Origin of the sequence: Rossellomorea sp. GAMAL-10_SWC (genome assembly GCF_049568075.1) — a bacterium.
Taxonomy (GTDB): Bacteria; Bacillota; Bacilli; order Bacillales; family Bacillaceae_G; genus Gottfriedia.
In genome coordinates, this window is sequence record NZ_CP144911.1 from 1,689,699 (window position 1) to 1,713,255 (window position 23,557).

Genomic DNA, 23,557 nt, shown 5'->3' on the forward strand with positions numbered 1-23,557 from the left:
AGATTTTTATGAGGCTTTGTTAATAAGTGTAAATAATAGAATCTTTGGTGATAAATAGATTCTATTAAAAAATTATGATGACGACAATAATAATTGCACTGTTTTCTGCTACAATTGCATTTTTTTTCAAAATCGATTAAGTAAAAAGTAAGTTAAAACTAATTAATGCTTTATAAGTTGAAGTAGTTTATCCTTCATCTGGGACTAATTAGTTTTACATCCTCTTACATTGGCAAAACTAATGATAAAAGGAGGATGCAAAAGTGACGCAAGATCGATTTGAAGAAGCATATGAAATGTATAGAAATCAAAGTGATGACGAACAAATGATGGTAGAGGAATCAGTAAATCAGGACAAGGAACATATTGTTGCTGTTCGTAAAAATGAAGATGGTGATTTAATTGGTTTTAGAACAAGTTTGAATCGTGAACTAAATTATCTTCAAGCTTTACAGGAAGCAAAAAATGGAAATTTAGCACATGTAGATGTAATCCATAAGTATGGTCGTGATATCCTCAGAAGTGAACCGGATGGTATAGCAGAGAATAATTTGAGTAATTTACCGGAGTTTTAAGTCAAAAATGAAGTGAACCCACTAGGAATTTTCCTCGTGGGTTTTTTATTAGATCTACTCATTTTTCGTCAAGTTAAAATGAACTAGAGTGAACATAATTGCAAATAGATTTCAAGATCAACATTCTCAATCATGATGAGGCATCTTCTATTTAAATCTTAGCATAGCTTGTCCACGCTTTAAAAATATGAGTCTGTAAGTGGGTAAGTCATTTATTCTGTTCTATTCAGTCTATTTAATCTTGGCAATTGGAATTGTTCGCCGTTTGCTTCTTCAGTCCCAGCGCTTTCGTTGTGTTCGGAATCTGTTCTGATTTTGCTTCTTTTGATTTTGCTGTCTCTGATTTTAATTCCTTGCTGTCCGCCTAATTCATCGTTATTTCTTCCAGCAATACCGCTTCGACCATTTCCATCTGCAAATTGCGAACGTTCATTTGCTGTTTGGCTATTGTCTCTAGCATTTTGTCCGCCTTGATTTGCGTTCATTCCAACATTTCGATTAATTTGTCCTCCGCCTTCAGCTCTTTGTTCGACTTGGATGCGATTCTCTTTAATTTCAATGTTGAAAAAATTAAAATTGATTGGACCATCTTGATTAGCTGCCGCAAGCACCTCTTGAATTTCTTCTTTTAAAGCTTTGAAATCTTCAAATTCTACTGCCATACTAAAAACCCTCCTTACTATCAATACACTCACTATATTCAGTTTTAATAGTTTCTGATTAGACATTTAATAGATTTTCAATTTAAATACTTTAGAATAAAAGTTTGAAATTCCCACTAAAATTTGTTGTTTTTCCAATTAACAGGTACTAATTACACAGAATAATTCATTATTTCACATTTAAATCATAGATTAGTAATGGAGTGTGATCTAGTTGAATCCTTTTTTAATAAAAATAGTAAAATCATTTTGCGGTGTTATTGTTATCGACCTGTTATTACTCATTTATTGCTTGTTACTAGGTAGCTATTTTCATATTTTACATTCATTTACTTGGTTTGGGTTTAAAATAATTGTTTTACCTTTTAGCCTTTTAGCTTTTATAATTTCAATTGTTTATTTTAGTAAAAAAATAGAAATCGAGGAATCAGAAGAAATTGATGAACTTGAAGAAATTGAAATTGAGCATTCAACAAGAATGGAAAAATACCATCAGGATGAAAAAAATTGAACTGAGGTGGTAAAATGGACCTCGAAAATATTGTTTTACGAAATATTGAAGAGCGGATCAAACGTCTTAGAGCAAAACAAGATGAAAATGGTTCTTGGGAATATTGTTTTGAAGGTTCATTAATAACGGATAGTTTTATGATTTTATTAATGAATGATCTTGAATACAAAAATCAAAAGGTCATTGATGGGATTATTGATCGGATTATCAATCTTCAACATCCGAATGGAGCATGGAAATTATACGAGGATGAAAAAGATGGAAACTTAAATGCTACAGTACAAGCTTACATAGCTTTATTACTCTCAAAAAAGTATACAAAAGAACATTCAAGTATGAAGAAAGCTGAAAAATTTATTCGTGAAAACGGTGGTATTAAAAAAACGCATTTTATGTTAAAAATGATTCTAGCCACTCATGGTTTAATTGAGTATCCTAAATTATTTTACTTTCCAATGAGTTATTTTTTGCTACCAGATAAAATGCCGTTAAGTTTATTTGATTTAAGTAATTATGCTAGAGTTCATTTAGTTCCAATGATTCTTTGTATAAATAAGCGATTTAAAGTGAAATTGGATGATGATCTAACTATCGATCATCTTTTGGAAACTAGTGAGGTAGAATGGTTTTACGAGGAGCGAGGGAGTTTTTATCAATTTTTACTTGAGGAAGGTAAGAAGCTAGCTTCGTATCCTCTCTATTTTCACCAGAAAGGATATGAAAAGGCTGAGAGATTTATTCTGGATCGTATTGAAACTAATGGAACTTTTTACAGCTATGCTACTTCTACGTTTTATATGATTTATGCTTTAATGGCTTTAGGCTATGAATCTACTTCATCTGTCATTCAAAATGCGCTACAAGGACTTCTTTCATATGCAGCCGATACTGAAGCAGGTCTTCATATTGAAAATTCGCCATCAAAAGTTTGGGATACTGCATTATTGTCATATGCAATTCAAGAAGCTGGTTACCACGTAAGTGATCCGATTGTTTCGAAATCCACAAACTACCTAATTAAGAAACAGCAAAATATGTATGGTGACTGGAAGGTTCATGCTAAAAATTTAAGTCCTGGTGGTTGGGGCTTCTCTGATGTTAATTCTTTTATCCCAGATAATGATGATACTGGTGCAGTTTTAAGGGCGTTAACTAGAAGTTCTTTGGATCAGTCCACAATTCATGAAAGTTGGTTAAGGGGAGTTCATTTTTTACTTGGACTTCAAAATGATGATGGTGGTTGGGGAGCTTTCGAAAAAAATGTTACAAATAAATGGTTAACATTTTTACCAATTGAAAATGCAAAAGATGCAATCATCGATCCTTCAACTGCAGATTTAACTGGACGTATTTTAGAATTTATTGGAAACTATACGACGATTTCAAACGATGATCCGATTGTGAAAAAGTCGGTTAATTGGCTTTTAAAAAATCAAAAATCAAATGGTAGTTGGTATGGTAGATGGGGGATTTGTTATATTTATGGGACTTGGGCAGCGATTACTGGGCTCAGAGCCGTTGGAATACCTAAAAATCATGAGGCAATTAAAAAAGCTGAGGAATGGTTAGTTAGTATTCAAAATGAAGACGGAGGTTGGGGAGAATCGGGTCTTTCACCTGTTAAAAATAAATATGTTGCTTTAAAATTTAGCACTCCTAGTCAAACAGCGTGGGCAGTCGATACTTTACTTTCAATTCGTAATAAAGAAGATGAAATAATTAGAAAAGGGATTAAATTTTTAACTACTCAAAGTGAATTATCAAATAAAGCATTAACTTATCCAACTGGATTAGGATTACCTGGTCAGTTTTATATTCACTATCATAGCTATAATGAAATTTATCCGCTATTAGCACTAGCACACTATAAAAATAGTTAAATAATACTATTATGTAAACAAAATAAATTTATTTTTGGAAATCTTTCCATAAATGTCTTTTCTTTATCATATAAATATAGTAAACTGTTTTATATTGAACATAACTAAATAATCCTTATCGAGAGTGGTGGAGGGACTGGCCCTTTGAAACCCGGCAACTTTAGCGAAAGCTAAAAAGTGCTAAATCCAGCATGTTTAAAACATGAGAGATAAGGCGTAATCTGTACTTAAACGTCATTCTCTCATTTTTTTGAGAGAATGACGTTTTTTATTTTATCTAAACGGGAAGTGATTGAATGGGCTTATTGGAAAAGTTAAAAGATGGAATTGTTTTAGGTGACGGTGCAATGGGAACACTTTTGTATTCTGGTGGACTTCACAGCTGTTTTGAAGAACTTAATATTACTGAGCGTGATCGAATCATTCATATACATGAACAATATATAGATGCTGGCGCAGAAGTGATTCAAACAAATTCGTACGGTGCTAATGCTGGAAAACTGAGACAATATGGTTTGGAAAAGCTGGTTAAGCAAATTAATCAAATGGCTGTTAGAAATGCTAGAGCGGCATCAAAAGGAAGAGCTTTAGTAATCGGTGGTATAGGTGGAATGAAATATGTAGGTTCAACTTTTACGACACCTTTAGAACGTGAAATGATGCTGCTTGAGCAAGCTTCAGCGTTACTAGAAGAAGGCGTAGATGGGATCATGCTTGAAACATTTTATGATGAAAATGAATTATATGATGCTTTAAATCTATTAAGAGGAAGAACAGATTTACCAATTATTGCACAAGTAACACTACAAGAAATTGGCGTCATGCAAAGTGGCCAATATATCGAAAAAATACTTCCTAATTTAATCGATTTGGGTGCAGATGTAGTCGGAATCAATTGTCATCTAGGACCACTACATATGTTGGAGTCATTAAATACTGTTTCATTACCAACGAATGGTTACTTATCGGCATTTCCTAATTCAGGATTACCTCTATACAATGAGGGAAAATACGTATACAAATCGAATCCAGAATATTTTGAAGATATGGCAAAACCATTTATTGAACAAGGTGTAAGACTAATCGGTGGATGTTGTGGTACAACACCAGCGCATATCGCTGCTTTACGAAGTAAGATTGATACTTTACAGCCTGTTACAAAAAAAGAAGTGAAAAACAGAACAATTAAAATTACAATCCCTAAGCAAGAAGAACAAAAGAATGAAACTATTGCAGAAAAGGCAAAAAAGAGAACGACGATCATTGCAGAACTAGATCCACCAAAAACATTACAAACTAGAAAGTTTTTTGAGGGAGCGAAAGCATTACATAGCGCAGGGGTTGACGCAATTACGCTAGCAGATAATCCACTAGCTTCACCTAGAATTTCGAATGTGGCAATGGCATCACTACTTCAAAGATTGGATGTACCAGTCTTGACGCATTTAACTTGTAGAGATCGTAATATGATTGGACTTCAATCTCATTTAATGGGGCTATCCACTTTAGGATTAAATGAAGTTCTTGCTATTACAGGCGATCCAGCAAGGGTAGGAGATTTTCCAGGTGCAACTTCAGTATATGATGTAGCATCACTTGAACTAATTCGAATGATTAAAGAAATGAATGAAGGTAGACTTTATTCCGGTAAAAGCTTAGGAAATGGAACGAGATTTTCTGTCGCTGCAGCTTTTAACCCGAATGTTCGAAAATTTGATGCGGCAATTAAAAGACTTGAAAAAAAGGTCGAGGCGGGAGCGGATTATTTTTTAACGCAGCCTATTTATGATTTTGAAACGATTGATAAGTTATATGAGGCAACTCGTCATATTAAACAGCCAATTTTTATCGGAATTATGCCATTAGTTAGTAAGAAGAATGCTGATTTTATCCATTACGAAGTTCCAGGAATTACTTTATCTGAAGAGGTAAGAAACAGAATTTCATCAGTGGAACCAGAGAGAGCAGTTGATGAAGGGAAAAAAATTGCAAAAGAGCTTATTGATTATGTTAAGGATAAATTTAACGGCATTTATTTTATCACTCCATTTTTGAAGTATGAAATAACAGAGGACTTAATTCAATTTACTAAAAGCAGCAATAAAGAGGAGATTCAACTATGAAAACTTTAGATGTAGCATTAAAAGAAAAAATATTACTTCTTGATGGAGCAATGGGAACGATGATCCAGCAAAGAAATTTAACAGCAGAAGACTTTGGGGGTGAAGAATACGAAGGTTGTAATGAATATTTAGTTGTTACAAGACCGGATGTTATTCAAGAAATTCACGAGGAATATATATTTGCTGGGTCTGACATTATCGAAACGAACACATTTGGAGCAACGAATATTGTTTTATCCGATTATAATTTACAGCATTTAGATATTGAATTAAATGAAATTGCAACAAGGATTGCAAAGCAAGCAGTTGTGGCATCGGGTAAAGATGTATACGTAGCAGGAGCGATGGGTCCAACAACAAAAGCAATCAGTGTTACAGGTGGTGTGACTTTTGAAGAATTAATTACTGCATATAATCGACAAGCAACTGGCTTAATTAATGGTGGAGTAGATGTTTTATTAGTTGAAACTTGTCAAGATATGAGAAATGTTAAAGCTGCTTGTATTGGGATTAGTAATGCATTTAACGAATTAAATAAAAAATTACCAGTTATGATTTCCGGAACGATTGAACCAATGGGAACCACATTAGCAGGTCAAACAATTGATGCTTTTTATTTAGCCATTGAACATATTTCTCCTATTTCAGTTGGCTTAAACTGTGCAACAGGACCTGAGTTTATGAGAGATCATGTTCGTTCATTGTCAGATCTATCTGAGACATTTGTTTCATGTTATCCAAATGCTGGTTTACCAGATGAAGATGGACATTATCATGAGTCACCAGAATCTTTAGCGCACAAAGTACGCGATTTTGCTGAACAAGGATGGATCAATATTATAGGTGGTTGTTGTGGAACAACTCCGGAACATATTAGAGCAATGAAAGAAGCTGTAAGTGGAATATCTCCTCGTCAACCTAAAAAAAGAGAGGATCATGCGGTTAGTGGGTTAGAATCACTTCGCTATGATGATAGTATGAGACCACTTTTTGTCGGTGAAAGAACAAACGTTATTGGATCGCGTAAATTTAAAAATTTAATCGCTGACGGAAAATTTGAAGAAGCTTCAGAAATTGCGAGAGCTCAAGTGAAAAAAGGTGCTCATGTCATCGACGTATGTATGGCAGATCCTGATCGTGATGAAGTTGAAGATATGGAAAATTTCGTAAAGCAATTAGTTAATAAAGTAAAAGTACCAATCATGATTGATTCAACTGATGAAAAAGTAATTGAATTAGCACTGACATATATTCAAGGTAAAGCGATTATTAATTCGATTAATCTTGAAGATGGGGAGGAGCGATTTGAGAAAATTTTACCTTTCATTCATAAATATGGTGCTGCCGTTGTAGTGGGTACGATTGATGAAGATGGGATGGCAGTATCGGCAGAAAGAAAATTAGAAATTGCAAAAAGAAGTTATCAACTATTAACTGAAAAATATAAAATTCGTGCGACAGACATCATTTTTGATCCGCTTGTTTTCCCTGTTGGAACAGGTGATACACAATATATCGGTTCTGCAAAAGCAACAATTGATGGCATTAAATTAATAAAAGATCAATTTCCGCAGTGTTTAACGATTTTAGGTTTAAGTAATATTTCATTCGGTTTACCAAACGCTGGTCGTGAAGTGTTAAATGCCGTTTTCTTATATCATTCTACAAAGGCTGGACTTGATTACGCGATTGTAAATACTGAGAAACTAGAACGATTTGCTTCAATTCCTGCAGAAGAACGTGAGCTTGCTGAGAATTTATTATTCCATACGTCTCAAGAAACATTAGATAAATTTGTTGAGCATTTTAGAAATTCAGTAAAGAAAGAAGAAAAACCGAAAGAACAGCTTCCAATTGAAGAAAGATTAGCTGCGTGTGTAATTGAAGGTTCAAAACAAGGATTAATAGAAGATCTACAAGCTTGTCTCGACCGTGGTGACACACCGTTAAATATTATTAATGGTCCACTAATGAGTGGGATGGATGAAGTTGGAAGACTTTTCAATAATAATGAGCTAATCGTAGCTGAAGTATTACAAAGTGCAGAAGTAATGAAGGCATCTGTAAACTTTTTGGAGCAATTTATGGAGAAAACTGAAAGCTCTAGAAAAGGAAAAGTCATTTTAGCAACTGTTAAAGGTGATGTTCATGATATCGGAAAGAATTTAGTCGATATTATTTTGACGAATAATGGCTTTGATGTTGTCAATTTAGGTATTAATATTCGACCAGATGATTTAATTACAAAGATTCGTGAGAACAAACCCGACATAATTGGTTTATCAGGCTTATTAGTAAAATCTGCTCAACAAATGGTTATTACAGCTGGTGACTTAAAAAGTGCAGGAATTGACACACCAATATTAGTTGGTGGCGCTGCATTAACTAGAAAATTTACTGAAAATCGAATTCAGCCAATTTACGATGGATTAGTTGTTTATTCAAATGACGCGATGACTGGTTTAGACTTAGCAAATAAAATTGTTAATCCAAATGAATTAAAAGCATTAGAAGAAAAGAAAAAGGCAATTAAAAAAATAGACAATGTGATTGAATTGCCAGTTCCTGAAGTTAGTACAAAGAGATCAGCAATACAAAAGTCAGATTGCCTAGTTCCTTCATCTTTAAGTAAAACGGTCATTAAAAATATTCCAGTAGCTCAAGTGGCACCTTTTATTAATTACCAAATGCTAATAGGACATCATTTGGGGGTAAAAGGTAAATGGGAAAATCAAGAACGTGGCCAAGAGTTATACGAGTTAGTTCAAGAATTCTTAAAAGATGGAAATGAATATTTTGACTGCCAAGTAATCTATCAATTTTTCCCGGCTCAAAGTGATGGCAATGATGTCATTATCTATGACTCTGAAACGAAAAAACCGATTGAACGTTTTCAATTTCCAAGACAAAGAAAAGAACCAAATCTTTGTATAAGCGACTTTTTAAATCCTGTTGGTGATGAGATGGATTATGTTGGATTCTTCTCTGTAACATCAGGCCCACGAGTAAAAAATATTGCCGAAAGATTGAAACAAGAAGGGGAGTATTTAAAGAGTCACGTTTTATTCTCATTAGCCCTAGAATTAGCAGAAGGTCTAGCTGAAAAAACGCATATGCTAATGAGAGAAAAATGGGGATTCCCAGATCGTCCAGATTTCACAATGTCTGAGCGTTTTAAAGCAAGATATCAAGGAATCAGGGTTTCATTTGGTTATCCTGCTTGTCCAAATCTTGAGGATCAAGAAAAGCTATTTAAGTTAATTAATCCAAATGAAATTGGAATTAATTTGACAGAAGGATTCATGATGCTACCAGAAGCATCTGTAACTGCAATGGTATTCTCGCATAAGGATGGAAGATATTTTTCAGTTTAAAAAGTGAGAATAATTATTCATTTGATTCAATAAAACTATAATTTCGTTATTTCAAATAGGTAGTAGAAATAGTTGATGCATCAATCTACTACCTTTTTCTTAAGAAAAAAGAGGAGTGGAAAAAATGCCTGTAATTATCAACAAAGATCTACCTGCAACGGAAATACTAACGAAAGAAAATGTTTTCTATATGACGAAAGAGCGAGCGGAGTCACAAGATATAAGACCGCTTCAAATAGGCATTTTAAACTTAATGCCAACTAAAATTGAAACCGAAACGCAATTATTACGTTTAATTGCAAATTCACCTCTACAAGTAGATATCGATTTAATCGGTACTGAATCATACAAGCCCAAGAATGTTTCAGAAGAGCATGTTTCAAGCTTTTATAAAACAATTTCACAAATTCAAAATACAAAATATGATGGATTTATTATTACCGGTGCTCCAGTTGAGACATTGGACTTTGAAGAAGTTGAATATTGGTCGGAACTTAAAGAAATCATGGATTTCACAAAAGAAAATGTAACATCTACATTGCATATATGTTGGGGTGCACAAGCAGGTCTTTATCATCACTACGGTGTTCCTAAATACACATTAGATAAAAAAATGTTTGGCGTTTTCCCACACTCAGTAGAGGATCGCTTTGTGAAACTAGTATGTGGCTTTGATGACGAGTATTATGTACCGCATTCAAGACACACTGAAGTTAAGAAGGAAGATATCGATCAAATAGGAGAATTAAAGATTTTAAGTCTATCGGATGATGCAGGTGTCCACCTTGTTACTAGTGAGGACGGAAAGCAAATTTTTGCAACTGGACATCATGAATATTGTATTAATACTTTAAAATCAGAATATGAGAGAGATGTTCAAAGAGGAGCGGAAATTGCTATACCAAAAAACTATTTCCGGAATGATAATCCTGAAAAACAACCGATTGTACGTTGGAGAAGTCATGCTAATCTACTTTTCTCAAATTGGTTAAATTATTACGTTTATCAAGAAACCCCTTACAATTTATAATTTTATATTTTTAGTTTCATAATTTTGTCAAATACTAAATAAAAATAATTGGAAAATTTTAAAAAATGTTTGCTATTTTCATAAAACATTCCCATAATGGAAATAATATCAAATTTTAACGGAGGAGATCATATGAAAGACTGTATATCTATCGGCCTATTAGGACTTGGAACTGTTGGAAGTGGTGTTGTAAAAATTGTTGAAGATCATCAGGATAGATTAGCCCATCAAATCGGTTGTTCTGTTCAAGTAAAGAAGGTTCTTGTTAAGGATCTTGAAAAGGAACGCTCAATTTCAATTCAAAAGGATGTATTAACAACAGATGCATATGAAATTTTAGATGATGCAGAAGTAGATGTTGTAGTAGAGGTAATGGGTGGAATTGAAGATGCAAGACAATACATACTCCATGCTCTTCGTAATAAAAAGCATGTAGTCACAGCTAATAAAGATTTAATGGCTTTATATGGTACTGAATTACTCCGTGTAGCAAATGAGAATAAATGCGATTTATTCTATGAAGCTAGTGTTGCTGGTGGTATTCCGATTATTCGTAGTTTAGTAGATGGTTTAGCTGCAGACCGTGTAACTAAGCTAATGGGAATTGTAAATGGAACGACAAACTTTATTCTTACAAAGATGAGCAATGAAGGAAAAGCATATGAGGATGTGTTAAAAGAGGCTCAGGAACTCGGCTTTGCAGAAGCAGATCCAACATCTGATGTTGAAGGACTAGATGCTGCGAGAAAAATGACAATTTTAGCTAAATTAGGTTTTTCAATGGATGTTGAACTAGAAGATGTGCAAGTACGAGGAATTAGTTCAGTATCTTCAGAAGACATCGATTTTGCTAAATACTTTGGTTATACAATGAAATTAATCGGTTACGCGAAGAGAAACGATAATCGAATTGAAGTTAGTGTTGGACCAACTTTAATTGCACATAATCATCCATTAGCATCTGTTAGCAATGAATTTAATGCAGTTTATGTATATGGGGAAGCTGTAGGAGAAACGATGTTCTATGGACCAGGTGCTGGTAGTTTACCAACTGCAACTGCAATCGTATCAGACTTAGTTGCAGTAATGAAAAATATGCGACTTGGTGTAAACGGTACAAGTGCTGTGTTACCACAATATCCAAAAGAAATTAAAGAAGATCATGAAATTTATTTTAAATCTTTCTTCCGTTTTACAGTAAAAGATCAATTAGGCTCGTTCGCAGAAATTACTTCAATTTTTACAGAATCTGATATAAGCTTTGAGAAAATTATTCAAGTTCCATTAAAGCATAAAGGTCTTGCTGAAATCATCTTAGTAACACACCATGCTTCATATTCAGCATACAAAAAAGTATTGGAAAATTTAGAAACATCTGATGTTGTCGATGAAGTACGAAGCTATTATCGAATTGCAGGTGAAGATCTTGATGTATAAAGGATTAATCGAAAAATATTCAAATTTCTTACCGATCAATGAAGAAACACCAAAATTAACTTTAAATGAAGGAAATACGCCATTACTATTTTTACCTCACTTATCAAAGGAGTGGGGAATTGAATTATATGTTAAGTTAGAAGGGCTAAACCCAACAGGTTCATTTAAAGATCGTGGGATGGTAATGGCAGTTGCAAAGGCAAAGGAAGCAGGAAGTTCAGCAATTATTTGTGCATCGACAGGTAATACATCTGCTGCCGCTGCTGCTTATGCTGCAAGAGCTGGTATGAAATGTTTTGTTATTATCCCTAATGGCAAAATTGCATATGGTAAACTTGCGCAGGCAGTCATGTATGGAGCACATATCATTAGTATCGATGGGAATTTTGATCATGCATTACAAATGGTAAGAAAAATTAGTGAGTCTGAACCAATCACACTAGTAAATTCCGTTAACCCATATCGAATCGAAGGTCAGAAAACAGCTGCATTCGAAATTTGTGAGCAATTGGAAGAAGCCCCAGCTATATTAGCAATTCCAGTTGGAAATGCAGGGAATATTACAGCTTATTGGAAAGGATTTAATGAATACAATCTATCAAAAGGTTATCAATTACCTAAAATGCATGGTTTTCAAGCTGAAGGTGCAGCACCAATTGTCCAAAATAAAAAGATTGAAAATCCCGAAACAATTGCGACAGCTATTCGAATTGGGAACCCAGCAAGCTGGGAGCATGCAGTAAATGCAATCGGACAGTCAAACGGTGCAATTGATAGTGTATCAGATGAAGAAATCCTACAAGCGTATAAATGGATTGCATCAAAAGAAGGCGTATTTGCAGAACCAGGTTCATGTGCAAGTATTGCTGGAGTATTTAAACAAGTACAATCTGATGTAATCAAAAAAGGCTCAAAAGTAGTAGCCATCCTAACAGGTAATGGATTAAAGGATCCAGATATCGCAATTCAATCAAGTAAAATTGAGCCAATATTGTTACCGAATGAAGAAAAAATTGTATTAGAACATTTACAAGGTGTGGTTTCGATATGAAAAAACTTTTTCAAATAACCGTTCCTGCAAGCACTGCAAATGTGGGACCTGGTTTTGATTCAATTGGTATCGCATTAAATCGATACTTAACTATTGAAGTATATGATCATGATCAATATAGCTGTGAGGGATTTAGTGAATATTTGAAAGATATACCTCTTGATCAGACAAATTTAATCTTAAAAACAGCAATTGATGTTGCAAAAGCAAATCATAAATCTTTGCCGACATGTCATTTAAAGCTTGAAAGTAATATTCCGTTAACAAGAGGTTTAGGAAGTAGTGCCTCAGCAATAGTAGGTGGCATTATTCTAGCAAATGAACTTTGTAATCTTCAATTATCTCTAGAAGAACAGCTTAGAATCGCAACTTCAATTGAAGGTCATATGGATAATGTCGGAGCTTCACTTTATGGCGGCTTAGTTATTGGGACTTTTATAGATGGAAAAGCATATATCCAACACTCGACATTAAATAAAGTGTCAGTAGTAGCAATTATACCAAAATACGAATTAGAAACTGTACACGCAAGAAATATTTTACCTTCAACGATTCCTTATAAAGATGCTATCCAATCTAGCAGCTATAGTAATCTATTAGTTTTAGCATTATTAAAGGAAAATTGGGCATTAGCAGGCGATATGATGAAACGAGATCTGTTTCACGAACCATATCGATGCAAAATTGTAAAAGAGCTAGATACCCTAAAACAAATCGAATTACCTGAATATGTACATGGATTTGTATTAAGTGGTGCCGGTCCGACAGTATTAGCATTTGTTTCGATCGAAGGTTGCACTGAAGCAATTGACTACTTTACACGTTTATTTCCAAATTGTGATGTAAGTGAAATAAAAATAGAAAACAAAGGTGCAACAGTTAAACATTCAATCCACTCGAATTAAAAGAAACCACTCAACAATGGATCGTTGAGTGGTTTTGTATTTTATGAGATAAATCTGAAGTGCAAATAAAAAGATTGAAACTGAAATAAAAATCTGTGAAAGTGTAAAAAAAGTAGGGTACTGCAATTAAATCTGAAGTGCAAATAAAAAAGGTGGAACTGCAATAAAAAATTACGAAATTACAATTAAAAAAGTAGAATCTGCAAATAAAATCACTAAAACAGCAAATAAAAGCATCATCTACGTATAAATTAAGAGAAAATCACGAGTTACAACAATAAATTAGAACAAGGAATCAATCATTCTTTATTTTTCTCGTTCTTTCATATATTTTTCTGCAAGTAATTGTTTAACTTGATTATATGTTAAACCAGAATTTGCATTTTTTCTTTTCACTTCGTTAATGTCGGTTCCAGTTATTGTAAAACGTTTATCTTCCAATTAGTTTCATCTCCAAAACAAATATTTAATTTTATTATTTATTTCTAAAACGAAAAATATGCTTTTAAAAATTATGTGATTAAATCGTTATTTTTATTGTACGAAAGAAATGATAAAATAATTAGTAATATAAGGAATCGGGGATAAAACGATGCACGAGGTTGTATTGAAAATTTTATTTTTTATTTTTCGAATATTGTTTCAATTAATCATGCAAATAGTTGTTGAATCGATAATTGATTATTTGCCAAAAAAGTTTTTTGGTTATCCTTTCAATGAGAAAGATGATGAATTAATTGAAGGGAAAATTTACTTATTAAAAAATGAACCTTGGTTTGAGCCATACAAAATCTATACTTTGGAAATGTCTCAAAGAAAAAGTATACGAAAATTATTCGTAAAATTAGAGATGTTAGAGATTCAATCAAATGAGGAAAAGCGAAATGAATTCTTATATGAATTAGAACGGCGATTATTTGACTTAAATCCGAATGGAATTAGAAATAGAAAAACGAGCCCGAATTAAGGGCTCGTTTTCTTATTTTTTATAAACTTTTACAGTAACTGTTTTAACTCCCCATTTTTGGGCATTTTTCTGACTTGGGATAAATACATCAATTTTATTTCCTTTTAGTGAACCGCCAGTATCTCCAGCAATTGCATAGCCGTAGCCTTCTACATATACTTTAGAACCTAGTGGAATTACTTTTGGATCCACAGAAATAACTTTTGCTTTTGGATTCTTTTTTAAATCTATACCAGTAGCTGTTTTACCACTACATCCTTTACAGCTACCAGTGTAAGCTGTAGCTTTCATTTTAATTACTTTATAAGGTGTAGCAGCTTTAGCTGTTGTTTTTTTAGTCGTTGTCGTTTTTTTCTTTGTTGCAGGTTTAATTTGCAAAACTTGATTTACTTTAATTAGGTCTGATTTTAAATGATTCCAAGATTTAATCTGAGAAACTGTTACTTTTTGCTTTTTTGCGATAGCAGATAAAGTATCTCCAGATTTAACTTTGTAAGTTGCTGCGTATGTATTTGTCGTAAATCCCATTGTTAGAATAACAGTAGTAACAAAACATGTCATTAATTTTTTCATATTTCCCGCTCCTGTCCATCTTCTATGTATAATACTTTACCATGGGAATGTGACAGTAAGATTTCAGTAGTTTTATTTTATATTACAAATATATTACCTTTTTTTATAATTTTCTATAAATTCTGCATAATAGTTACAGCTTGTTTCGACATAGTACCAATTTAAGATTATGTGTCGTCTAATAATAAGCCAAAATGCTTGATTTTAAAGGGCTGAAGAGGTGAGTTGAAAAGTTAATAGGGAGACAGTTAAACAGTAAAAACTTTTCAATAAGATCATAAATATTCTAGAAAAACATACTTTTTTAGGACGTTTGAGATGGTTTTTATTAATTTAGAATTAAAAACTATGTAACAATTAGTGAAGTTTTGTAATATTTCCTTCATATTTAAGGTTTAACAGATCCTGAATTTAAGTTCTAAAAACTACTAAAATTTATTAAAAACACTCTTTAATAAATCAAGCTATACATTTCATACTTGCATAAATAGACAAAATTTACGATTACACTAAAATTCAACAAGCTTGTGTAAGAGTTACAAATGGTAAAAAGTAGTATGATTAGACTAAATATTTTGAATAATGTATAATAACAAATGTAATTATAAAACCAAAAGGTGGGGTCGTATGTCAACAAATACATATTCACTTACATGGGATTTAGATGTTTTCTTTAAAGGAGGCAGTGAATCTCCTGCATTCGCATCATACATAAAAGAAATTACTAATTTAGTAGAAAGAATAGAAAGACAGGTTTCTTTGTTTTCTGCTCCTAAAAGTAGTGATGAAGTTGAAGAGTTAGCTGATATCATAAGTAATATTGAAGTAATAGGTAAGAAATTATCGCAAGCTAGTGGTTTTGTTAGCTGTTTACAAGCTCAAAATATGGCTGATCAAAAAGCTAATTTATTAAGAGGAGCTTTAACGCAGCTATATGCAACATTTTCTACGTCTTTAACAAAATTCCATAGTCAATTAACTAAAATTGAAGATTCTGTTTGGAAAGATATTTTAGAAACTAATGAGTTTAAGGAAATTTCTTTTGCATTAAATGAGCGTCGTCAAAGTGCTAGTGAATTATTATCAGTAGAGCAAGAGGCATTAATTACTGCCCTTTCGGTTGACGGATATCATGGTTGGGGCCAAATGTACGATACTGTTGTTGGAAAAATGCAGATCGAACATGATGGTAAACTTTTATCAGTTGGTCAAGCATCAAATCTATTTTCTTCTAAGGAACGCAATGTGCGTAAAGAGATTTTTGAAAAATGGGAAGAAACATGGGGAGAAGAGTCAGATTATTTCGCTAAAATATTAAACCATCTTGCAGGTTTCCGTTTAAGTGTATATGGACAACGTGGATGGAATAATGTATTAAAAGAACCATTATCAATCAATCGTATGAGTCAAGAAACACTTGATTCAATGTGGGGTGCGATAATCGACAATAAAGCTCCATTTGTTGAATATTTAGAAAGAAAAGCTAAATTACTAGGCGTAGAGAAATTAAGTTGGTATGATTTAGATGCGCCTGTGGCTGATATTGATTCTACTGTTTCATATTCTGAAGGTGCAGAATTTATATTAGATCAATTTGGTAAATTTGGTGATGAATTAACTAGTTTTATAAAGATGGCATTTGAGGACTCTTGGATTGAAGCAGAGGATCGCGCAGGTAAACGTCCAGGTGGTTTCTGTACAGGATTTCCTGAAAGCGGTCAATCTCGTATTTTCATGACATATTCAGGTACACCTTCGAATGTTTCAACATTAGCACATGAATTAGGTCATGCTTTCCATTCGTTTGCAATGAAAGATGTTCATACACTTAATAAATATTATGCAATGAATGTTGCTGAAACAGCTTCTACATTTGCAGAAATGATTGTAGCTGATGCAGCGGTTAAAAATGCTAGTTCCGATCAGGAGCGTTTAGCTCTTTTAGAAGACAAAATTCAACGTAGTGTAGCATTTTATATGAATATTCATGCTCGCTTCTTATTTGAAACGCGTTTTTACGAAGAGCGTAAAAATGGTGTTGTAAGTAAAAATAAAATAAATGAACTAATGGAAGAAGCTCAAAAAGAAGCGTATTGTGGGTCTTTAGAAGAGTATCATCCACATTTCTGGGCATCAAAACTACATTTTTATATTACAGGTGTGCCGTTCTATAACTTCCCATACACTTTTGGGTACTTATTCTCATTAGGAATTTATGCAAAAGCATTGGAAGAAGGAAAGAGCTATGAACAGAAATATATTGCTCTTTTAAAAGATACAGCTTCTATGACAGTTGAAGAATTAGCTCAAAAACATTTAGGTGTAGATTTAACAAAACGTGATTTCTGGGAGAAGGCAGTAAAACTATCTCTTAAAGACGTTGAAGAATTTTTATCGATCACTGAATGATAACTTTTTATGAGGAGGACTCGTTTAATTACGAGTTCTTTTCCTGTTTTAAATGCCTTTATTAAGATTTTTGTATATTTATTAAAAAGAGATAAGAAAATACGGAGGGGTTTTTAATCATTACCTCTTTAGTAGGGGAGTGACTAAAGTGAATAGTTTTAAATTTTTAAAACCATATAAAATATCTATATTTGCAGCAATCGTCTTTTTATTTTTAGAGTTAGTAGTTGAATTATTTCAACCATATATATTATCTAATATCATTAACAATGGAATAGTTCAGAAAGACATGGCTTATGTTACAAAATGGGGAATCGTCATGATCGTGTTATCGATTGTTGCTTTTATTGGAGGAGTATTAAATACATTTTATGCTACTCATGTTGCTCAAAGCTATTCATTTACGTTAAGGAAAACATTATTTGAGTAAGTACAAACCTTTTCATTTACGACGTTTAGTTATTTACCAACTTCATCAATCATTACTAGATTGACAAATGACGTATCACAATTACAAAGTGCAGTATTTATGGGCTTAAGAATTATTTTGAGAGCTCCATTAATCGTAACTGGTAGTGTCGTAATGGCATTAATTTTGAATTGGAAGCTTTCATTTATTCTATTTTTAATTTTACCTTTCTTATTTATCTTCCTAAATTGGATGGTTAAAAAAGGGAGAAGGCTATTTAAGAATGTTCAAGATAATGTGGATATTGTAAATAGTGTGCTAAGAGAAAATTTAGTTGGAATGAAATTAATTAAAGCCTTTGTACGAAGTGACCATGAAAATAATCGATTTCAACATATAAATCAAAATTTAAAACAAAAAACATCTGTTGCATTACGAACAATGGAAATTACGATGCCAGTCATGCTTCTATTTATGAATGCTTCCATTTTAATTGTATTGTGGTTTGGAAATAGTAAAGTTCATTCACACGAAACGAATATTGGAGATATTGTTGCAATCGTAAACTATATTTCCCGTATTACTTCATCATTTACTGTCTTTTCATTTATTATTAGTGCGTTTTCAAGAATGAGAGCTTCTTCTGAACGAATCGATGAAATATTAACGATTGAAGAAGACTTTGTAGAAAAGAATGAAGGAAACCAACTAGCAAATCGATTAGAAGGAAAAATTCAATTCCATCAAGTTTCTTTTAGTTATCCAAATTCTGAAAAAGAAGTGCTAAAAAATATTTCATTTGTTGCATACCCCGAACAAACAATTGCAATATTGGGTTCAACAGGTTCTAGAAAAACATCTTTATTCCAATTAATCCCTCGCTTATACGATGTTAATTCTGGAACAATTTTAATTGATGATCAAGATATACGTAAAATAAACAGTAAGCAATTAAGAGGTCAAATTGGATACGTTCCACAAGAAGCTCTACTATTTACAGGAACAATCAAAGAAAATTTACTAATGGGTAGAGAAAGTGCATCAGATGAGGAAGTTTATTTAGCTGCTATACATGCGCAAATTCACGATTCAATTTTGGCTTTTCCAAATGGATATGAAAGTTTAATTGGTCAAAAAGGAGTTAACCTTTCAGGTGGGCAAAAACAAAGACTTTCGATTGCAAGAGCAATTCTTCGTAAACCTAGTATCTTATTACTTGATGATAGTACTAGTGCATTAGATTTAAAAACCGAAGCTAGCTTGATTGAAGCTTTAAAAAATTACGAGTGTACGACATTAATCATCACTCAAAAAATCAGTACAGCAAAAAATGCAGATAAAATATTAATTATAGACGAAGGTGAACTTGTAGAAGAGGGTACTCACGAATCTTTATTAAAAAGTTCAAAATTATATAAAGCAATCTACTATTCGCAATATGGAAAGGAGGAAATTCATAATGTTAAAGGAGTTAACTAAACCTTTCCAATATAAACACTTACAATTATCAAAGGAAAAGAAGAAAAAGGAAGCTTCTCGAGCAGATAAAGTTTCCTCAACATTGAAAAGAATATGGTCTTACCTAGCATTAATGAAAGGTAAATTAATGGTCGTACTTTTGATGGTTTTAGTAAGCTCTGTACTTGGTTTATTAGGACCTGTATTAGTTGGCTATTCAATCGACCATTATATTCTAAAAAATAATTTAAGTGGTTTAAGTTGGTTAATCGTTGCTTTAGTGTTTATTTACTTAGGTTATTCAGCATCTTTGTTTTTACAAAATTTTTGGATGATTGATATTGCTCAAAACACTGTAACAAAAATGAGAACAGAACTATTTAATATGTTTCATAAATTACCAATGTCATTTTTTGAAAAAAGACAACACGGAGAGTTAATGAGCCGTGTAACGAATGACTTGGAAAATGTTAGTTCGACTTTAAATACTTCCGTAATCCAAGTCTTTTCAAGTGTTTTAACTTTAGTCGGTACTGTTTCAGTTATGCTTTGGTATAGTCCAATCTTAACTTTATTGACTTTATCAATTGTTCCTATTTTAATAATTGGTATTAAATGGATTACACACCGTACCGGCCAACTTTATAAAATCCAGCAACGTAACTTAGGTGAGTTAAATGGATTTATTGAAGAAACAGTTTCCGGACAAAGAATCATCAAGACTTTTTCTCAAGAAGATAAAATGATTCGAGATTTTTTAACTAAAAATGAAAAATTGAAAAACTCAGGATTTTGGGCATTTATCTTTGCCGGATTTATTCCTAAATTCATGAATGTATTAAACAATGTAAGCTTTGCAATCATTGCAGGTATTGGTGGCTACTTTGCCTATAAAGGACATATTTCGATTGGTACAATTGTTGTATTTACTGAGTATTCAAGACAATTTACTCGTCCACTAAACGATTTATCAAATCAGTTTAATACATTACTTTCTGCGATCGCTGGAGCTGAGAGGGTATTCTCCATCATCGATGAGGATATTGAAGCGATTGATGAATCACACATTATTAATGACCAAAAGGTTATTCAAGGTAAAGTTGAATATAAAAATGTTAATTTTTCTTATGGGAAGGATTCGGATTCAAATACATTAACAGATGTTTCATTCAAAGTATCACAAGGTGAGACAATCGCTTTAATCGGACCAACAGGTGCAGGTAAAACTACAGTAGTAAATTTACTTTCACGCTTTTATCAAATCAATAGTGGTGATATACTCATAGATGGTGTAAGTATTGGTCAATATTCTAGAAAAAACTTGAGACAACAAATGGCATTTGTTTTACAAGATTCATTTTTATTTAAAGGAACAATTCGAGAAAATATTCGATATGGTCGTTTAGATGCAACAGATGAAGAAGTAGAAGAGGCTGCAAAGCTTGCGAATGCACATAGTTTTATTATGAAATCTTCAAAAGGATATGATACAATTTTACAACAAGATGATCAGCAAATTAGTCAAGGTCAAAAGCAACTTCTCTCAATTGCTCGAGCTATTCTAGCAAATCCTGCAATTTTAATTTTAGATGAAGCAACAAGTAGTATTGATACAATTACTGAAATTAAAATTCAAGAAGCTTTACAAAGACTAATGCAAGGCCGAACAAGCTTTGTCATTGCTCATCGACTAAATACAATTAAAAATGCTAATCAAATACTTGTTTTGAAAAATGGAATGTGTATAGAGAGAGGTTCACATGAAGAACTAATTGATAAACAAGGTTTTTACTATGAATTAGTAAAACATCAAGGGATGAATGAAGATCAGCATATACAATAAAGGGTGGAAGCATGGATTACAATTCGTTTAAAGAAATTATTCACGGAAGAAGAAGTATTCGAAAATTTACTGATCAGGCAGTATCAAATGAAATAATTGAAGAAATTATTGACTGCGCACGTTATGCTCCAAGTGATACAAACTCACAAACTTGGGAATTTATTATTATTAAAAACACTGACAAAATTAAAAAAATTGAAGAGATGACATGGGATTCTCTACATGAAGTTGCTGAAAAAGCAAAAGAAAAAGGATTAGAAAAAGAAGGGAAACTATTAGTTCGTTCTTTTGGTCCTTATGCAACAGCATTTAGAGAAGCACCAGTTTTAATAATTTGTTTAGCAACACCTTATGAATCAAAATTCAGAACAAAAATATTTGATCCAATCGGCTTTGTTGAAAATGAAGTTTGGAAAGAAGAAGGAATTAAAAGTAGCTGCTTAGCATCACAAAACTTAATGTTAGCAGCACATACCTTAGGCTTAGGAACATGTCCAATGACAGGTCCTGTCCTTTTAGCTCAAGATAAACTTAGAACGTATTTAGAGATCGAGGAAAACCGCGAAATTAACATGGTCATTTCACTTGGATATCCATCAGAACCTGCAAAAAAACTTGCTCGTAAAGAAGTTGCAGAAATTATTCGTTACGTTGATTAATAAATTAAGTAGCCCACGAGGAAATTACTCGTGGGTTTTTTGTGTTTTTATAGAAGAATAAATTAGATATTGACTTTATTAACGAAGTTCAAAACTTTATCAATAACCCATCATTTAAAGATGAAATTTTACATCAATTCAAAATGCTATACTAGTATAAGATAATGTTTGAATTTATATTAATATATCTATATAATTACTCAAGTGATTAATAAGTAGAAGATTTTTTTATATTGAAAGGTGCAGTATCATCATGGATTCGACTAAAAAATTAGGTGTAATGGGTTTATCATTTTTAAGTATAAATGCAATATTAGGATTACGTAATATTGCTTTTGCTTCAACAATTGGTCCTTCAGCTTTATTTTATTGGATTGTTTCAGCATTAATCTATTTTATTCCAATTGGATTAATTGTAGCTGAGTTATCTACTACCTATCCAAATCAAGGCGGTATGGGTGTTTGGGTTCGAAAAGCTTTTGGAGAAAAAGCTTCATTTTTATGTTCGTGGTTTTTTTGGATTGCTAATTTTACATATTATCCGTCACTTTTATTAACAACTACAATTGCAATTGCATATGGAATTAAACAGCCACAAATGGCAAGCCATCCTATGAAAACAGCTATTATATCTAGTGTTATATTTTGGATTGTTACATTACTTACATTAAAAGGGACTAAAATGAGCGGAAGACTTGCGTCGATCGGCGCACCGCTTGGCGTATTAGTTCCAGCAATATTAATATTTGGTTTCGGATTTTATAGTATGTTTAGCGGTGAACCAAGCGCTACTCACTTTACACAAAGTACAATCATGCCAAATAATTTATCTTTTGGAACGATAATGTTTTTATCAACATTAATGTTTGGTTTTTCAGGGGCAGAAATGCTAGGAACGATTGCGGGGAATGTAAGAAATCCCCAAAAAACATTTCCGAGAGCAATTTTTATTACATCAATTATTATTGCATTAGTCTATATACTTGCAACAGTTGCTTTCCAGTTTGTCATTACAATTTCATCTGACCAAACTGCGACTGCACTATATTTATTTGCGGATAAAATAACTTCACAATTTGGACTGAATTTTTCACTTTCTCAATTTTTAGGAATCTGCTTTGTATTAGCATTTGTAGGTTCTCTTTCATTTTTAATCTTAAATCCTAGTGTGATGATTGCTGAGAGTGCAAAGGATGTACTTCCTCAAAACTTATTAAAAGAAAATAAAGATGGTATGCCATCAATATTAATATTAGGACAAGCAGTTGCAGTTACATTCATTTTAATTCTTTCTGCTTTTGTACCAAGTGTTTCAAAGGCATTAAATATGCTAGTTTTAATGTCGACATTGGCATTTTTTATTCCTTATGTATTTTTAATTAGTGCATATCTTAAACTTCGTATGACTGATAAAAAAATAAACAGACCGTTTAAAATTAAAAGTAATTCACTAGCTATTTTCGTTGCACTTATTGGAATGATATCAGTAGTTGGAACAATCGGTTTAACACTTATTCCAGCTCCAGATACTACATTATTAGAATATTTACCAATCGTACTTGGACCGATTTTATTCGGATGTATTGGATTTATTCTTTACAGTAATGGAACAAAAGGTAAAAAGAAACAAATGAAAAACTAATAAAAAAACCTAAATTATTTATATTAAAATAATTTAGGTTTTTTTGATA

General features: G+C 32.5%; 17 protein-coding genes, 1 pseudogene and 1 riboswitch. Of the genes and pseudogenes, 15 read left to right on the forward strand and 3 right to left on the reverse strand.

From position 1 onward, the window contains the following. The first annotated feature begins 326 nt into the window (after positions 1-326). Positions 327-575, forward strand: a complete 249-nt coding sequence (locus V5E38_RS08255; RefSeq protein ID WP_499213541.1) for a DUF3892 domain-containing protein — start codon at positions 327-329, stop codon at positions 573-575. Positions 576-787: 212 nt separating this feature from the next. On the opposite strand, the gene V5E38_RS08260 is transcribed toward V5E38_RS08255, so the two are convergent. Next, positions 788-1,237: a hypothetical protein gene (locus tag V5E38_RS08260; RefSeq protein WP_499212883.1), complete on the reverse strand. Its 450-nt coding sequence runs from the start codon at positions 1,235-1,237 to the stop codon at positions 788-790. 214 nt (positions 1,238-1,451) lie between these two features. On the opposite strand from V5E38_RS08260, the gene V5E38_RS08265 reads away from it, so the two are divergent. The 8 genes from V5E38_RS08265 to thrB all read left to right on the forward strand — a co-directional run bounded on the left by V5E38_RS08265 (position 1,452) and on the right by thrB (position 13,548). Beyond that, on the forward strand, positions 1,452-1,748 hold the full coding sequence (locus V5E38_RS08265; protein WP_499212884.1) for a hypothetical protein: 297 nt from the start codon (positions 1,452-1,454) through the stop codon (positions 1,746-1,748). 14 nt (positions 1,749-1,762) lie between these two features. Further along, complete coding sequence (locus tag V5E38_RS08270; protein ID WP_499212885.1) at positions 1,763-3,628, forward strand: terpene cyclase/mutase family protein; 1,866 nt, start codon at positions 1,763-1,765, stop codon at positions 3,626-3,628. A gap of 112 nt (positions 3,629-3,740) precedes the next feature. Next, positions 3,741-3,844: riboswitch (SAM riboswitch) on the forward strand. 80 nt (positions 3,845-3,924) lie between these two features. Next, positions 3,925-5,751, forward strand: coding sequence for a bifunctional homocysteine S-methyltransferase/methylenetetrahydrofolate reductase (locus tag V5E38_RS08275; RefSeq protein ID WP_499212886.1), 1,827 nt, complete (start codon positions 3,925-3,927; stop codon positions 5,749-5,751). Then, entirely contained in the window at positions 5,748-9,125 is a 3,378-nt protein-coding gene (metH, locus tag V5E38_RS08280) for a methionine synthase (protein ID WP_499212887.1), read from the forward strand. Before V5E38_RS08275 ends, metH begins: the two co-directional genes overlap by 4 nt. A gap of 124 nt (positions 9,126-9,249) precedes the next feature. Beyond that, positions 9,250-10,155 (forward strand): homoserine O-succinyltransferase, encoded by a 906-nt coding sequence (metA, locus tag V5E38_RS08285; protein WP_499212888.1) that lies wholly within the window; start codon positions 9,250-9,252, stop codon positions 10,153-10,155. Between the two features lie 132 nt (positions 10,156-10,287). After that, positions 10,288-11,592 (forward strand): homoserine dehydrogenase, encoded by a 1,305-nt coding sequence (locus V5E38_RS08290; protein ID WP_499212889.1) that lies wholly within the window; start codon positions 10,288-10,290, stop codon positions 11,590-11,592. Continuing rightward, the gene (gene thrC, locus V5E38_RS08295; RefSeq protein WP_499212890.1) at positions 11,585-12,643 is read left to right on the forward strand and encodes a threonine synthase; all 1,059 of its coding nucleotides are present in this window, start codon (positions 11,585-11,587) and stop codon (positions 12,641-12,643) included. Before V5E38_RS08290 ends, thrC begins: the two co-directional genes overlap by 8 nt. Next, positions 12,640-13,548: a homoserine kinase gene (gene thrB / locus V5E38_RS08300; RefSeq protein WP_499212891.1), complete on the forward strand. Its 909-nt coding sequence runs from the start codon at positions 12,640-12,642 to the stop codon at positions 13,546-13,548. The genes thrC and thrB overlap by 4 nt, the downstream gene beginning before the upstream one ends. A 306-nt stretch (positions 13,549-13,854) precedes the next feature. Here thrB and V5E38_RS08305 read toward each other — a convergent pair whose 3' ends face one another. Next, positions 13,855-13,989, reverse strand: coding sequence for a hypothetical protein (locus V5E38_RS08305; RefSeq protein ID WP_025671362.1), 135 nt, complete (start codon positions 13,987-13,989; stop codon positions 13,855-13,857). 151 nt (positions 13,990-14,140) lie between these two features. Here V5E38_RS08305 and V5E38_RS08310 point away from each other — a divergent pair, with 151 nt between their 5' ends. Continuing rightward, positions 14,141-14,515 (forward strand): hypothetical protein, encoded by a 375-nt coding sequence (locus tag V5E38_RS08310; protein WP_499212892.1) that lies wholly within the window; start codon positions 14,141-14,143, stop codon positions 14,513-14,515. 12 nt (positions 14,516-14,527) lie between these two features. Here the strand turns inward: V5E38_RS08310 and V5E38_RS08315 are convergent, their stop codons facing one another. Then, the gene (locus V5E38_RS08315) at positions 14,528-15,088 is read right to left on the reverse strand and encodes a 3D domain-containing protein (RefSeq protein ID WP_025671360.1); all 561 of its coding nucleotides are present in this window, start codon (positions 15,086-15,088) and stop codon (positions 14,528-14,530) included. Between the two features lie 627 nt (positions 15,089-15,715). Here V5E38_RS08315 and V5E38_RS08320 point away from each other — a divergent pair. From V5E38_RS08320 to V5E38_RS08340, 5 genes and pseudogenes are all read left to right on the forward strand, one after another. Beyond that, positions 15,716-17,497: a M3 family oligoendopeptidase gene (locus tag V5E38_RS08320; protein WP_499212893.1), complete on the forward strand. Its 1,782-nt coding sequence runs from the start codon at positions 15,716-15,718 to the stop codon at positions 17,495-17,497. Positions 17,498-17,645: 148 nt separating this feature from the next. Then, a pseudogene (locus tag V5E38_RS08325) lies at positions 17,646-19,385 on the forward strand (ABC transporter ATP-binding protein). Continuing rightward, positions 19,366-21,207 carry an ABC transporter ATP-binding protein gene (locus tag V5E38_RS08330; protein WP_499212894.1) on the forward strand — a complete coding sequence of 614 codons (1,842 nt, stop codon included), beginning with the start codon at positions 19,366-19,368 and terminating at the stop codon, positions 21,205-21,207. Before V5E38_RS08325 ends, V5E38_RS08330 begins: the two are co-directional and overlap by 20 nt. 11 nt (positions 21,208-21,218) lie before the next feature. Beyond that, the gene (locus tag V5E38_RS08335) at positions 21,219-21,866 is read left to right on the forward strand and encodes a nitroreductase family protein (RefSeq protein WP_499212895.1); all 648 of its coding nucleotides are present in this window, start codon (positions 21,219-21,221) and stop codon (positions 21,864-21,866) included. A 253-nt stretch (positions 21,867-22,119) separates the two neighbouring features. Further along, complete coding sequence (locus V5E38_RS08340) at positions 22,120-23,508, forward strand: APC family permease (RefSeq protein ID WP_499212896.1); 1,389 nt, start codon at positions 22,120-22,122, stop codon at positions 23,506-23,508. Positions 23,509-23,557 lie beyond the last annotated feature (49 nt).